Source organism: Lentibacillus kimchii (assembly GCF_055381965.1).
The window spans coordinates 262,877-276,633 of record NZ_AP043934.1 but is presented as its reverse complement, the minus strand read 5'-3'; the positions used below and the strand labels follow the sequence as shown (position 1 = coordinate 276,633).

Below are 13,757 nucleotides of genomic sequence, written 5' to 3'. Positions count from 1 at the left end.
ATGCATCCCTTCACCAATCAAATTAAAATGGAAAAGCCGAATCCCTTGCCTTCTGCACCTCGCTGAACACCTGCACGCCATGCATCAAATCCGCCGCAAGCTGATTCAGCCGGGATTTCGCTTCCTCATCAACAATTGTTTTCTGCGCAAAATGCGTTTCTTCAACAAACACATATTTCGGCAGAATAACCGCTTTCATATACGAAAGAACTGGTTTCAGCTGGTGTTCCGGTACTAAATAGTGTTTGGGCGAGCCCGCTGTCGCCAGAATGCCAACAAGCTTACCCTTGAATGCCTCATTGGGAAGCAGATCGAACAAATTTTTCAGCGTACCGGGAATCGACGCCTGAAAAATCGGTGTCCCTATGATAAAGGCATCCGCTGCCATGATTTTTTCCAGAACTACCTTCGTATCACCGGTATAATCCCGGTAATCCCGCCCGTCACTGAAAACGAGCTCATAATCGCCCAAATCAATCAATTCCGTTTCTGCAGTCTCATAAGTATGATTTAATGCCGTTAAGACTTGCTCAACAGCAATTCGTGTTTTCGATCCGACAACGGACCCAGCAATCCCGATGACTTTCAAATGAATGCCCCCCTCAACGTCCATCGATGAACGACCGACGGACACATAACAATTTCTCAAGCCCATTTTACACAAAAAACGTAAAAGTTACAGTTAATTGAACTGGAGAGGGCCATACCTGGCAAAAAACACCACTTACGTATCAGGCATGTTGATCGTCACCGGCTCCCGCTCGTCGCCGTCTGCACTAATTTTCCAATAATTGTAGTCAGAATCCGCTCTGGCAAAATTATTATCAACGGTTACCAGCCATTTATCAGCCTGGTGGAAAGAGACAGGACTTGTGACATGCTCATGGAAATTTGTCAGCTGTTCAGCTTCTTCAGTCTCCAGATTCATCCGGAAACCTTCATAAATGTAAGTGCCCTGCTTATCTTTCGCGGCAACACTGGAAAAAACAGCATGGTCGCCGTCGGATGAAAAAGCTGGTGCTGAAATGACTGTTTGGTTTGAAGCAAAATCCGCTGCCGGCACCAGCGTCTCTTCCTGGCCAGTTTTCAAATCCCGCACATGCAGCTGGTCACCGTTATTAAATGTTGTATACATCAACCGATCACCATCTGGCGACACATTTAGTGATGACATGTCGTAACTTTCTTTCTCGGTTATCTGTTCCGTCTCCCCTGAGGCCAGATCCAGCCGGAATACATCGCAGTCATGCGGCTGTTCAGAGGCAACCGGCGAATAATTTTGATAGGTGTCTGCTTTCAGATAATAAAGGGATTCCCCATCCGGCGAAAAGGCCGCTTCAGTTATGTAATCACTTGTATTCATAAGTGTTTTAACCGAATCATCATGCCTAGCCATGATCCGCAGCTGGCTGTAGCGACGCTTCTCACCTTCAGTTTCTTCCTCCCATTGTTCCATGAACACAAGTTTTTCCCCGTCTGGTGAGAACGTTGGATGAACATACGATTTTCCTTCATCCGGTTTGGCTAACCGTTCGGCTTCACCACCGCTCACAGGAACAGTGTATAACGCAGCGTCATCATCATGATAATAGGAAAAGACCAGCTCGTGATCATCCGGTGACACATCCGTTGTCTTGCCAAATCCCGAAAAGCCTTTAGGAGGGCCTGCCAGCGAACCAGCACCCCAAAGCACCAAGAACAGCACAGCCAGGCCCGCTATCACACTGATATTCTTCATTTTGACCGTCATTTATAAACCTCCTAAATCCCCATAAAAATCAGCAAGGGAATCGCAACCGCCAAGACGGAAAAACCGACACCGGTGGCAATGGCGATTAAAGGCCGTTTAGCGATATAGCCCATCTGAAATCGGTACGTCACAAGCCAAATCGGCAGAGGGGACAACGTCCAGAATACCGAAGCACCGTCCTCGGAAAAAGCCAGAAGTGCCCACAAAAAGAACAGACTAATGCCCGAAACCAGAGAACCTAACAGCAGATTCACCACATAGCTTGTCAGCACAAGACCACGCTTCGGCCGCTCACTCTCAGTCAAATCACTGGCATAATAGGAATGGCGAATGACTGCGATAAATCCCAGAATAATCAGCAGCAGCAGATAAATACTGAAACACAGCGCCTGCCAAACCGGCATACTCTGCATGATGACTACATTAAATCCATTCCAGATAATAGCCGCCAGCAGCGTCACACTCACCCCATAAGCATGGCGTCCGGCAAAGGCTATATTCATAGCGAAAAGCGTCACAGCACCGCCCAATATGAGCTGAACAGCCAGCCAGACAAGTGACGTATCATGCAGAAAAAACGCTATATTCAGATAAAACAGAATGGCAAATGCAATCATACCTATCCCAATCCCGTACAGCAGCCCCCGCTGGTACGGGTAAAGCGATTCCTGCAGCTGACGACCGATCAATTTGGGGTCTCCAAATTCTGAAACCGCCCGCTCTTCCGCTTGTTCATCCGTGAACCCCTCATTAAGATAATGCTGTTTCGCTTCCTGCAAATGACTGAGAAGTTCTTCGTGCATCCCGTCACGTTCACCAGCTGAACTCTGCAGCTGCTCTAAAATCGTCTGGACATGTATTTCCATTCGCGTCATGATAAATCCCCGGACGTTTTGGCAATCAGCTGGTCCACACTGTTCCACTGCCCCAATTTATCATCCAGTGCACGTCGGCCATCATCCTTTATCCGGTAATACTTGCGCCGGCCGCTCCCGACTTCAAGCCAATAGGACCTGATCCAGCCTTTTTTCACCATGCGTTTTAACGCCGGATAAAGCGTTCCTTCGCCCATGTTATACAGCTGATCGCTTTTTTCTTTGAGAACCTTAACCATTTCATAACCATACATATCCTGACTGTTTAACAGATTAAGCAGCAGAATATCGATGCTCCCTTTCATAATTTCGCGATCCATACATCGATCACCTCTTATCGCCATCGTAAAACAATATGCATCGCGTTACAAGGGTAGACTGCAGTGAACCAGCTGCGTGAACATGACCATCTGACAGTCCTATGCTATAATGAAGCCAATGCCAAAAGGAGGTTTTTTATGTACCTCATCGTTGAAGATAAAATTAAAGATGCCATTGATAACGGTGATTTTGACAATCTGCCGGGAAAAGGCGAAAAACTTGATCTGCGCGAAGACCTGCCGGGAATGTCACCGGAACTCAACCAGGCCTATAAAATCCTGAAAAATGCCGGCTTTGTGCCAGAGACAAACAACAAGCAAACAAACAGAAAACATGTCAAAGCAAACGACCTCATGACATATGCCATTGGTGATGACTATCAGCAGGAAGTCAAAAACAGCGAAGAATTTGATAGCCTCGTCAAAAAGCGCAAACTGCACCGCAATTCAAAATTCCCAGCTTACCGCAAAAAAATGATCAAAAAATTGTTCTGATAAGGTCAGTGTCAGCTCGTCTAACTGATTGATTCTAAAACAGCCCCGCCTCCAGTGTTCAATACATTGGAAGCGGGGCTGTTTTTGTGTTACGAGCCGGAGTCATCCTCAGATGTCTTATTTGGTTCTTGATTGCTGTCCTCGTCAGGGATATCACCGGACTCAACATTGGTCTCATTGTCAGACTGCTGATCGCTGTCGTCATCATTTTTGTTTTCGTTATTGTCTTTTCCGTAACGATACTTACTGGAATCAACAGGCTCCCACGACTCACTCGGCTCATAGAAGCGCAGCAGATCACCATTCAGCACTTCATCATTCAAACTCAATTCGTAATGCACTTGATCACGCAGATCCTTCATCTCATCCGTCGGTTCTTTAATAGCGTCACCTGTCTCATTGTCGTAGAAGATGCCCTGAACATAACTGTAATCTTTCGTCATAAAGGACCCGTTCCGGAATGGCACAAAATCTTTGTGCTCATCAGACAGCATGTCAGTACCAAACTGAATATATTTCTTGGAATTAATGCCCAAGAGATGCAAGATCGTTGGCGCAACGTCCGCCTGGCCTGTAAATTCGTGATTAATGCCCTGACCTTTCATGCCCGGGACACGCAGCATAAATGGCACCCGCTGCAGATTAGCATTGACCAGTGGTGTAATCTCCTTATCCATTATCTGGCTCATGGCGCGATTATGATTTTCTGAAATACCATAGTGATCACCGTAAATCATAATCACGGAATCCTTATACAGACCCTCTTCCTTCAGATTAGCAAAGAACTGCTTCAGCGACTCATCAAGATAACGGGCTGTCTGGAAGTAACGATCCACCGTGCCATCGCCAGTGTTGGCAGGCTTTATCGATTCCTCGCCATCATCCAATTTAAATGGATAGTGATGTGTCAGAGTGATCAAATGCGAATAGAACGGCCCATCCTGTTTGTTGAGCTTTTCAAGCTTTGGAATCGATTGTTTAAAGAATGGCTTATCCTTCAAACCATAATTGATTACTTTATCGTCGTCCATATCATAATAGCTGGAATCATAAAACTTATCCACGCCCATCTGTTTATAAACCTGATTCCGATTCCAGAATGATTTGTCATCTCCATGCATAACCGCACTCGTATAGTTCTCTTTCTGATCCAGAATGGCCGGCAGTGACTGATACGTGTTCGTACCTTTTGTGACAAATGCGGCACCCTGAGACAAGCCATACAGAGAATTATCCATTAGAAACTCAGCATCTGCTGTTTTGCCCTGCTCCGTCTGATGGAAGAAGTTATCATAATACGTGAAATCCTGATCATCATGAACAAGTGAATTTAAGAAAGGTGTCACTTCCTCACCATGCAGTTTATAATCAATCAAAAAGGACTGGAATGATTCCAAGTGGATTTTTATAATGTTTTTCCCTTTCGCCTTACCGAAGTATTCGGCGTTCGGTGCCGCAAATTTCTTGTCTGTATAATCCTTCACTTCATCGATATCCTCACTGGAGGCCATCGACCGTTTAGCACTGGCTTTCACAGACTGAACCGTGTTAAACACGGCGAAGTTCGGTGCACCGAGGTATTTAACAATATAATTATTATCAAAAACGCGTTTCAAAAGCTGCGGCCTGTCAATTTCCGCCAGGCCTAAGTTCGCTGCAAACACAATAACGCCAGTCGCAAGGACAGCAAAAGGTTTTTTGATGCTTAAACGAGATGGAGACCAGTTGATTTTCCGTTTGAAAAACAAGACAACCAAAAAAGCAATATCCAGTCCATAAAGGACGTCATGCATTTTCGCAAGATCAACAAAACTCTTGCCGACACTGCCGATATTGTCCGTCTGCATCAGCGTCTGAATCGTGATGAAATCATCATAGAAGCGATAAAACACGACGTTTGCATACATAAATATCGTCAGCAGGGAGTCAATAATCAAAAGCCAAATGCCGAATCGTCTTCCTTTAAAGAACAGCGCCAGACCGAGGAATAACAAGCCGGAACTCACCGGATTGATAAACAGCAAAAAGTGCTGCAGCGCGCCGTTGACCCCTAAGTTAAATTCGGTGATATATATAATATACGTTTTCAGCCAAAACAGAACTAAGGCTAGTAAAAAAAAGCCCATTTTGGTAGATTTTACATTCTTCAATTTCTCCACCTTGATTCACCTCAATAGTCATCATTGCTTAAGCGTTTGTCAGCGTCATTGTCCGGAAAAACTGCGTACGTAAGCAACCTTCAACACAAGCCTTCTTGGCAGCGTGTTTTTTAACCAAATATTATTCTACACCTATGCTATAAATTTGTTAACCCCTGAATGTTTCTGCCTTATTTCAGAGCTGTTTCCCGTCAGCAGCAATCCTTAAACAGACTGTTCTGCCTAAAAACGGGACCCATGCATCCTATGCTTATATGACAGCAACTATGCTAATATCTTCAAGTAAAATAATATAACAAAGCATTCCGTCCGTTATCAAGCATTTTTCAGTACCCAAACTATCATCAATTTATTCAGGAATGACTGAAAACGTGCATGTGGCGAGGCTGAAAATTTTTCTGCTCCTATACATACTTATATATATTATAACACAGAATATGGGCTTTAATCAATTTTATTGGCTGACTTTTCGGTTTGATACGCCGATCGGCACCTGCAAAACAGCATGAAACGGGGCACGAAAAGAAACATTATCTTTTCATGCCCCGTTCACGGCCTATCATACGATTATATAATAAAGCACCTAGCTTTGAACCGTTTCGGCCTCCGTCATCCGGCCATCTGTAATGGTTAACACGCGGTCACATAAGTCCAGAACACGCTCATCATGGGTGACCATAATGCCTGCTTTTCCGCGATCATGGACTTCATTCGCCAGCAGCTCAACCACTTCCCGGCCTCTTGCGGAATCAAGACTGGCTGTCGGCTCATCGGCCAGTATCAGTTCAGGGTCATTCACTAACGCGCGTGCTATGGACACCCGCTGCTTCTCACCGCCGGAAAGCTCACTCGGGAATTTTTTCATACGATGACCAAGTCCGAAGTGCTTCAGCAGATCTGTTCCATGATCGACAACACCATCCGTTTTCGCGGCAATGTTAATCACACGCAGCTGATCAGCGGCGCTGAGGTACGGAATAAGGTTAGCAGTCTGAAATACGAACCCAATTTTGTTCAAGCGCATCCTGGTCTTTTCCTTGTCGCTCAATGCTGTTATGTCCTCGCCGTCCATTTCAATCGTTCCGCTGGTTGGCGACAGCAGTGCTCCAGCCGTTGACAAAAAGGTGCTTTTGCCTGATCCGGAGGGACCCATGACAGCAACAAATTCACCCTTATCGACTTTCATGGATACATCATCCAGTGCCTTGAATTCGTTCGGACCATCTTTAAAAACTTTTGAGACATGGCTCATCGTCAGAGACATGCTTATTCGCCCCCTTCAATAGCTTCAACAGGATCAACTTTAATAACCTGGAACAGCGATATCAGTGAACCAAGCACCGACACAACCAGCAACAGCAGTGAGACGCCCGCCATGTTAGCTGTGTTCATGATAAATGGCATATCATCAGGCATCATGGCTTTAACACCGTATGTCACGCCTATAGCAATCGCGATACATACGACCGAAATAGCCACCATCTGGAACATCAGATTACGGATCAGATAAGAAGTCGATATACCAAGAGCTTTCAGAACACCGAACTGTGCTTTTTTCTGCATCGTAATCACGTAGAAAAAGACCGCCAGAACAAAAGCTGCAATCACAAACAGGAAGACAATCATCATATCAAGCGATGCCTGCTCCTGAGAGTAACTCGGAATCCCGTCCAGAACATCCGATTTCGACAGGACATCGTAGGATGAGCTCAGATCAGCTGTGCTCCCGTTTGTCTGAATGGCAACGGCTGAGACCTTGTCATGACTGGTCTCTCTGTACACAACCGGTGTATGACTGAACCGCTCATGGTCAGCAAATCCTGTAATGGTGTAAGCCGCATCATCAGCGTTAAAGGTGATCGTATCCCCTACGCGGTAACCGTCCTGCTGCAGTGACTCATCAACCAGAACTTCATCAGACTCAGCAGGCTTCGAACCTTTCAAGACATCCGGGACAAGCATCCCCTGCAAATCGGTTTCAAACACGGCAACGTCAGCATCCTGATCAGTATCCTGCTTCGTTATGCTGGACATGGCTATCGTAAGCGGCGCTGCTTTTGTAACATTGTCAGCCTCTCGTGCATCGCTGACAGCGGTATTCGGCATGAGAGAATCTGTCAGCTGCTTGTCAGCATCCTGATCGATCACCAGTTCATCGGCATCCATCGACTTAATCGATCCGGCATTGTCAGTGGACAGCCCATTGGCTAGTCCCGATATAATGAAAATCAGCATGGCAACCAGCAGCATGATGAAGCCAATCAAAATATAACGCAGTTTTGTATGAAGTAATTCGCGTAGCGCGAGAAACATAAAAATCGTCCACTCCTTTCATTTCCATAACCTAGCTTAACGCTTGATTATGAACTGAGAGTGAACGATTCATTACACCATCATTTTTTTATGTTTTGGGAAGCGACACGTGAAATTTGGACCCTTGATCAAGCGTACTGTCGACTGTAATGGTTCCGTCATGCAGTTCGATAATCTTCTTTACGATCGATAAGCCAAGACCTGAACTCTTTTCCGTTCGCGTCCGGGCTTTATCCGCTTTATAAAAACGTTCGAACAAATGCGGAATATCGTCCTCACTGATGCCAGGACCATTATCTTCAATCGTCACCGTCACCATATTTTTGACCGTTTTCCCGTAGATTTTAATCGTTCCGCCGGATTCAGAGTAGCGAATCGCATTCGTCAAGAGATTGGTCCAGACCTGATGCAGCAGTTTCGGATAGCCATAAATGGTGTCCGGAACGCTAGCCAGTTCCACGCCAATGCCTTTCTCGCGCCAGAGCCACTCAGATGCTGCGATCACATCCTTCAGCTGTTCCTGAAGATTAATGGATGTTTTCTCATTCGACCGGGCATCGTCATCAAGGAACGAAAGCGTTAAAAGCTGCCGGCTCAGCTGTGACAGCCGTTTACTTTCATTTTCAATAATGGTCAGATACCGCTGATGTTCCGCCTCAGTCATCTCCTCTTCACGCAGGGCCTGCGAAAAGCCCTGGATCGAAGACAGCGGCGACTGGATCTCATGTGACACATTGGAGACGAATTCCTGCCGTTTCTCTTCCGTCTGAGCCAGGCTGTCAGTCATTTGCTGAAAATCGCGCGCCAGCCGGCCGATTTCATCACGGCGGCGATCATTCAATTTAATATGATAATTACCAGCCGATATCCGGCGGGTCGCAGCACTCAGTTTATCAATCGGCTTCACAATAAAGCGCGTGCTGACCAGCACCATTAAAAAGGTGATAATCACCATCAGAACCAGCATAATCGCCAGGAACATGCGCATCTCGCCAAACTGCTGCTGTGTATTCTGCCGCAGAAATAACGCATAGTCCTTCCCATTATTGGAGGTAATCGGAACACCGACTGTATTCTTTAGTTTATTGTCAAAGAAACCTGTAATAAATGGCGTCCACGGGTAATTTTTAATGCCATGATATGTCGTGCCATTTAGAACCTGCTGGACCGCACCTGAGGGGAGCTCGGCCGTATCAAACGGTTTGCCGAACAGCTCCGTATGCCCAGATTCATCCGCCGCATAGAACTGAAAACCCAAATCTGTCAGCTCCTCCAGAAACTGCCCGAGCGTCTCAGACTCATTCCGTTCATAAATGGAGGCAATATCATGCGCGATCCCCGTTACTTTATCATCATTCACAGGCTTTAAATAAAACTGGTAGTAACCATTTGTCACCAGAAAAGAAGCAATACCGCTTAAAATCATAATCACCATCGTTATGACGATGATCCGCATGTAAAGTGTTCGCATAGGTCCGCTCCCCCATACTGCCGTTTAAGCGATTTCCAGTTTGTAGCCTTTTCCCCGGATCGTCTGAATCCGGAAGTCATCCCCGCTATCAACAAAACGCTCACGGAGCCGCTTAATATGAACGTCAACCGTCCGGTCATAGCCATCAAAATCGTTGCCCCAGACAAGATCAATCAGCTCATCGCGGGTGAAGATCCGGTCCGGGAAACTGGCCAGCTGTGCCAGCAGTTCAAACTCCTTAAGGGGCAGAATAAAGGTCTTGCCATTCGTTGTGACTTCATAGCTTTTCCGGTTAATGACCGTCCCGCCTATCTGAATGGTATCCTCACTAGCCATGCTGAAGCGCCTGAGCAAGGCCTTGATACGATACAAAACCTCTTTCGGCTCAAAAGGTTTAACAATATAATCATCAGTTCCGGAATCAAATCCTTTTTCTTTATCCGTAATGTCACCTTTGGCGGTTACCATCATGACCGGGATGTCATAATCATGCCGGATCTCCGTACAAAGCTGATAGCCGTCCACGTTAGGCATCATAATATCAACAATCGCCAGCTGGACTGAATGCGACAGCAAGAGCTCTGAAGCCTCTTCACCATCCGCAGCCTCCAGTGCCTGATAGCCTTCTTTATGCAGGTAAAAACGGAGCAGCTCACGAATCGACGGGTCATCGTCAGCAATTAAAATCGTCGTCAATGACATCCCTTCTTTCTCGTGCGAACCACACGTCTCCGTCTTTTCCTCCGAACAATCCCTGAGTTTCGTTCGTTATGAGTGTTGATCACGCAAGTTTTGTCCCAGTCGCTTAATCCTGCATCCCGAGAAGTTCATCGATGACGTCGGCCACCTCGCCAGCATGTTTCTCACAGGCCTCTTTAGTCGGCGCCTCGACCATCACGCGAACGAGCGATTCTGTACCGGACGGACGAACCAGCACACGGCCCTCGCCGCCCATTTCCTTTTCGACAGCGTCGATGACCTCAAGAATGCGCGGATTCGTCATGGCCTTATGTTTATCAATCACCTTCACGTTCTTCAGCACCTGCGGATAAACCGTCATGCCGCCTGCCAGTTCAGACAGCGGTTTGCCGGTTTCTTTAAGAATATTGACCAGCTGAATCGCTGTCAGCATACCATCACCAGTCGTATTATAATCGAGGAAAATCACATGACCGGATTGTTCGCCGCCCAGATTGTAACCATTCTGGCGCATCTCTTCCATCACATAGCGATCGCCCACCGATGTTTTATCACTGTGCATATCATTGTCTTCCAGTGCTTTATAAAACCCGAGATTGCTCATAACCGTGGAAACAACCGTATTATGACGCAACACACCTTTCTCGTTCATATAGTTGCCGCAAATAAACATAATCTGGTCGCCATCAACAATCTGGCCTTTCTCATCAACAGCGATCAGACGGTCACCATCGCCATCAAAAGCAAGTCCCAGATCAGCTCCCTTTTCCAGAACAAAGTCCTGCAGCGCTTCCGGTTTGGTCGAGCCAACACCGTCATTAATGTTCAGCCCGTCCGGCGAAGAACCAATGGAGACAATATCAGCCTCCAGATCAGCAAACAGATGAGTCGCTAAGCTGGATGTTGCACCATGCGCACAATCCAGAGCAATTTTAAGATCGGCAAAATCATTATCAATCGAATCCTTCAAAAAGGAGAGATATTTCTGTCCAGCTTCAAAGTAGTTATTAACAACACCAATACCACCGCCAGTCGGACGCGGTAAATGATCGCCCTCATCCATCAGGTCTTCAATCTCCTGCTCCTGATCGTCGGTGAGCTTAAATCCGTCCGAACTGAAAAACTTAATCCCATTGTCTTCAACCGGGTTGTGCGACGCCGAAATCATCACACCAGCTTCAGCCTTCAGCGCTCGTGTTAAGTAAGCAACGCCGGGTGTGGAAATAACCCCAAGCCGCATCACCTCAGCGCCGATCGACATCAGCCCTGCAGCCAATGCATCTTCCAGCATATTACCCGAGACACGTGTATCGCGTCCAATCAGGATTTTGGGTTTATCAGTGTCCGACCCTCGCGTTAAGTGATAGCCGCCAAAACGGCCTAATTTGTAAGCTAACTCAGATGTCAGCTCCGTATTGGCAATACCTCGGACACCATCTGTTCCAAAATATTTTCCCATTGTGTTACCTCTCCTTTATAGTCGTCTAACAATGACTAGAGGTTGTTTAAAGATTATTATTCATAGCGTTTCGTGACCATACATGCTTCGGCCATTCATCCTGATTCAGCCCAGTTTTCGTTAAAAATCGCCGCCGGATAGCCTCTAGGAGGTGATCTCAACTGAAGCCTTATCGAATTCACCGCTTGTCTCAATGCCGTCCGGACCCTTGATGGTAATCGGCAGCTCGTGCTCGCCGTCCGCTAGGTCTGCGGCATCAATCGACGCGGTAAAATCCCCTGCTGTCAGGTCACTGATCGTTTTCTGGCTTCCAGAGGCCGTCACCAGCATCTGATCGTTTTCCGGTTTGCTGAATGTCAGATTCTGCGAGTCATCAAGGTTATTCACCTCAACCGGCACCTTATCAAACTCGCGTGTCTGTGTCAGCTTAACCGCGACGCCAATCGAACCATCTCCGTCGGCACTCACCCCGTCCGGCAGCGCCAGGTCAACATCCATATCACCTGATTCCGTGACATCATCTAAATTAATTTTCTCAGTCGTTACGTTGTCCAGATCCTTGAGCAGATCTTTTTTTGCAAACACTTTCACATCGCTCGGATCCGGTTCGACAGACGCCAGGTCGTAGCCATCAGGCGGGTCACCTGTCGTCTGGACATTCACCGGTACTTTTTTGCTCGAACTGCCGATATCGACGGATGCTTTCACATTTTCCGGTTCAACCCGGACATTCAGTTCATTCCCGCCGGCATCATAGACCTTCACCGGTACTTCCCGGTTGTCAATGGATTTGGTGACATCCGCCAGATCGACAAACACCTTCACAATCGCAACTTTGTCAATCACATCCTTAGAACTGGCAATCGTCACCTGTTCCGGATCTGTCTGGGCCTCGCCTACTTCCATGTCTTCCGGAAGCTGATCCTGATGAATATAATCAACCGAGACCCCTAATTTCTTGGTCGCCCGCTCCTCGATCGTCACTTCAACCGTTTTGGGTTCGACATAAACACTGAGGTCTTCCGGTATACCCGTATACGCGAGGTCAACCCGATGGGTGCCAGGGTCCAGATCGTTCAGGTCCACATAGACATCAAAGTTCTTCTGCTTGGCTGTCGCCGTGATGGTCCCCATGTTGCCTTCAAGTGTCACATCAGCAACTTCCGGAACACCGCTGACGACATAGCTGTCATTATCAATACGAATGTTCACCGGCACATCATCAACCGTCTGCACATCATCACCTGCATTCGGCAAAAGCCGCGAATCATTCTGGTACTGATCCATTTCCACCTGGACAAATATATATAACACAATCGCGAAGGCCAGCGAGACAACACGGATAAACCACCGACTCTTGAACCAATTATCCATTATTCTTCCCCCTCTGATGACGTGACTTGGATTCAGAGGCTTTCATAGATGACGATGCCAGCATCTCATATAAGTAAGTGCGCAAGCCCTCCTGATCGAGATCCTTTCGCATTTCACCGTTACGCGTAACTGCGATGCCGCCTGTCTCTTCAGATACGACAATCGTAATCGCATCGGTCACTTCACTTATACCCATAGCCGCCCGGTGCCTTGTCCCCAGCTCCTTGGAAATGAAAGGACTTTCGGACAGCGGCAAATAACAGGCTGCCGCAAATACTTCTTCATTCTTTATAATCACTGCCCCATCATGCAGCGGTGTATTCGGCGTGAAAATGTTGGTCAGCAGCTGATGGGTCAGCTTGCCATTAATTGGGATACCGGTCTCGGCATATTCACCAATCCCTGTCTCACGTTCAATCGAGATCAAAGCACCAATTCGCCGCTTCGCCATGTACTGACACGACTTCGTGAGCGCCTCAATCTCCTGTTCCAGCTTCTCTTCTTCGGACTGCGATCCTCTGGAAAAGAGATTGCCGCGGCCAAGCTGTTCGAGTGCCCGTCTCAGTTCAGGCTGGAATAGAATAATGATAACCACAAATCCCCAGTTAATCACCTGATTAGTCAAATACTGGATGGTATGCAGTTCCAGGACAATGCTGATCACCCACACAATCAGCACGACAACAATGCCCTTCAGCAGTTGAATGGCCTTTGTCCCTCTGATAAGCATCATTAATTTATATAAAACATACCAGACGAGAGCGATATCTAAACCGATCCGTAATATGTCTAAAAGATCCAATCCCCCATCAAGCATGTTCACACTTCCTTCCGACGCGTTT

The 13,757-nt window shown here is 46.9% G+C and carries 13 protein-coding genes; 1 reads left to right on the top strand and 12 read right to left on the bottom strand.

Going from position 1 to position 13,757, the window contains the following annotated elements; genetic code table 11:
* Positions 1-22 precede the first annotated feature (22 nt).
* The 4 genes from ACZ444_RS01820 to ACZ444_RS01805 all read right to left on the bottom strand — a co-directional run bounded on the left by ACZ444_RS01820 (position 23) and on the right by ACZ444_RS01805 (position 2,945).
* On the bottom strand, positions 23-589 hold the full coding sequence (locus tag ACZ444_RS01820) for an NADPH-dependent FMN reductase (RefSeq protein ID WP_382358406.1): 567 nt from the start codon (positions 587-589) through the stop codon (positions 23-25).
* A gap of 135 nt (positions 590-724) precedes the next feature.
* Positions 725-1,750, bottom strand: coding sequence for a TolB family protein (locus tag ACZ444_RS01815; protein WP_382358278.1), 1,026 nt, complete (start codon positions 1,748-1,750; stop codon positions 725-727).
* A gap of 11 nt (positions 1,751-1,761) precedes the next feature.
* A complete protein-coding gene (locus ACZ444_RS01810) occupies positions 1,762-2,616 on the bottom strand; it encodes a permease prefix domain 1-containing protein (RefSeq protein WP_464433552.1) in 855 nt (284 codons plus the stop codon).
* 5 nt (positions 2,617-2,621) lie between these two features.
* On the bottom strand, positions 2,622-2,945 hold the full coding sequence (locus tag ACZ444_RS01805; protein ID WP_382358276.1) for a PadR family transcriptional regulator: 324 nt from the start codon (positions 2,943-2,945) through the stop codon (positions 2,622-2,624).
* A gap of 138 nt (positions 2,946-3,083) precedes the next feature.
* On the opposite strand from ACZ444_RS01805, the gene ACZ444_RS01800 reads away from it, so the two are divergent.
* Positions 3,084-3,440, top strand: coding sequence for a DnaJ family domain-containing protein (locus ACZ444_RS01800; RefSeq protein ID WP_382358275.1), 357 nt, complete (start codon positions 3,084-3,086; stop codon positions 3,438-3,440).
* A gap of 89 nt (positions 3,441-3,529) precedes the next feature.
* Here ACZ444_RS01800 and ltaS read toward each other — a convergent pair whose 3' ends face one another.
* The 8 genes from ltaS to cdaA all read right to left on the bottom strand — a co-directional run bounded on the left by ltaS (position 3,530) and on the right by cdaA (position 13,732).
* Complete coding sequence (gene ltaS, locus ACZ444_RS01795; protein WP_382358274.1) at positions 3,530-5,590, bottom strand: lipoteichoic acid synthase; 2,061 nt, start codon at positions 5,588-5,590, stop codon at positions 3,530-3,532.
* Positions 5,591-6,182: 592 nt separating this feature from the next.
* The gene (locus tag ACZ444_RS01790) at positions 6,183-6,863 is read right to left on the bottom strand and encodes an ABC transporter ATP-binding protein (RefSeq protein ID WP_382358273.1); all 681 of its coding nucleotides are present in this window, start codon (positions 6,861-6,863) and stop codon (positions 6,183-6,185) included.
* Positions 6,864-6,865: 2 nt separating this feature from the next.
* Positions 6,866-7,912: an ABC transporter permease gene (locus ACZ444_RS01785; RefSeq protein WP_382358272.1), complete on the bottom strand. Its 1,047-nt coding sequence runs from the start codon at positions 7,910-7,912 to the stop codon at positions 6,866-6,868.
* An 88-nt stretch (positions 7,913-8,000) separates the two neighbouring features.
* The gene (locus tag ACZ444_RS01780; protein WP_382358271.1) at positions 8,001-9,383 is read right to left on the bottom strand and encodes a sensor histidine kinase; all 1,383 of its coding nucleotides are present in this window, start codon (positions 9,381-9,383) and stop codon (positions 8,001-8,003) included.
* 24 nt (positions 9,384-9,407) lie between these two features.
* A complete protein-coding gene (locus tag ACZ444_RS01775) occupies positions 9,408-10,079 on the bottom strand; it encodes a response regulator transcription factor (protein ID WP_382358270.1) in 672 nt (223 codons plus the stop codon).
* Between the two features lie 109 nt (positions 10,080-10,188).
* Complete coding sequence (glmM, locus tag ACZ444_RS01770; RefSeq protein ID WP_382358269.1) at positions 10,189-11,541, bottom strand: phosphoglucosamine mutase; 1,353 nt, start codon at positions 11,539-11,541, stop codon at positions 10,189-10,191.
* 144 nt (positions 11,542-11,685) lie between these two features.
* Positions 11,686-12,915: a CdaR family protein gene (locus tag ACZ444_RS01765; RefSeq protein ID WP_382358268.1), complete on the bottom strand. Its 1,230-nt coding sequence runs from the start codon at positions 12,913-12,915 to the stop codon at positions 11,686-11,688.
* Positions 12,908-13,732 (bottom strand): diadenylate cyclase CdaA, encoded by an 825-nt coding sequence (gene cdaA / locus ACZ444_RS01760; RefSeq protein WP_382358267.1) that lies wholly within the window; start codon positions 13,730-13,732, stop codon positions 12,908-12,910. Before cdaA ends, ACZ444_RS01765 begins: the two co-directional genes overlap by 8 nt.
* Positions 13,733-13,757: the final 25 nt, after the last annotated feature.

Coding starts and splice junctions, on each gene's coding strand:
- ACZ444_RS01810 (WP_464433552.1), bottom strand. CDS start 2,616: ATGGAAATACATGTCCAGACGATTTTAGAGCAGCTGCAGAGTTCAGCT.
- ACZ444_RS01765 (WP_382358268.1), bottom strand. CDS start 12,915: ATGGATAATTGGTTCAAGAGTCGGTGGTTTATCCGTGTTGTCTCGCTG.
- ACZ444_RS01785 (WP_382358272.1), bottom strand. CDS start 7,912: ATGTTTCTCGCGCTACGCGAATTACTTCATACAAAACTGCGTTATATT.
- ACZ444_RS01805 (WP_382358276.1), bottom strand. CDS start 2,945: ATGGATCGCGAAATTATGAAAGGGAGCATCGATATTCTGCTGCTTAAT.
- ACZ444_RS01780 (WP_382358271.1), bottom strand. CDS start 9,383: ATGCGAACACTTTACATGCGGATCATCGTCATAACGATGGTGATTATG.
- ACZ444_RS01790 (WP_382358273.1), bottom strand. CDS start 6,863: ATGTCTCTGACGATGAGCCATGTCTCAAAAGTTTTTAAAGATGGTCCG.
- glmM (WP_382358269.1), bottom strand. CDS start 11,541: ATGGGAAAATATTTTGGAACAGATGGTGTCCGAGGTATTGCCAATACG.
- ACZ444_RS01815 (WP_382358278.1), bottom strand. CDS start 1,750: ATGACGGTCAAAATGAAGAATATCAGTGTGATAGCGGGCCTGGCTGTG.
- ACZ444_RS01800 (WP_382358275.1), top strand. CDS start 3,084: ATGTACCTCATCGTTGAAGATAAAATTAAAGATGCCATTGATAACGGT.
- cdaA (WP_382358267.1), bottom strand. CDS start 13,732: ATGCTTGATGGGGGATTGGATCTTTTAGACATATTACGGATCGGTTTA.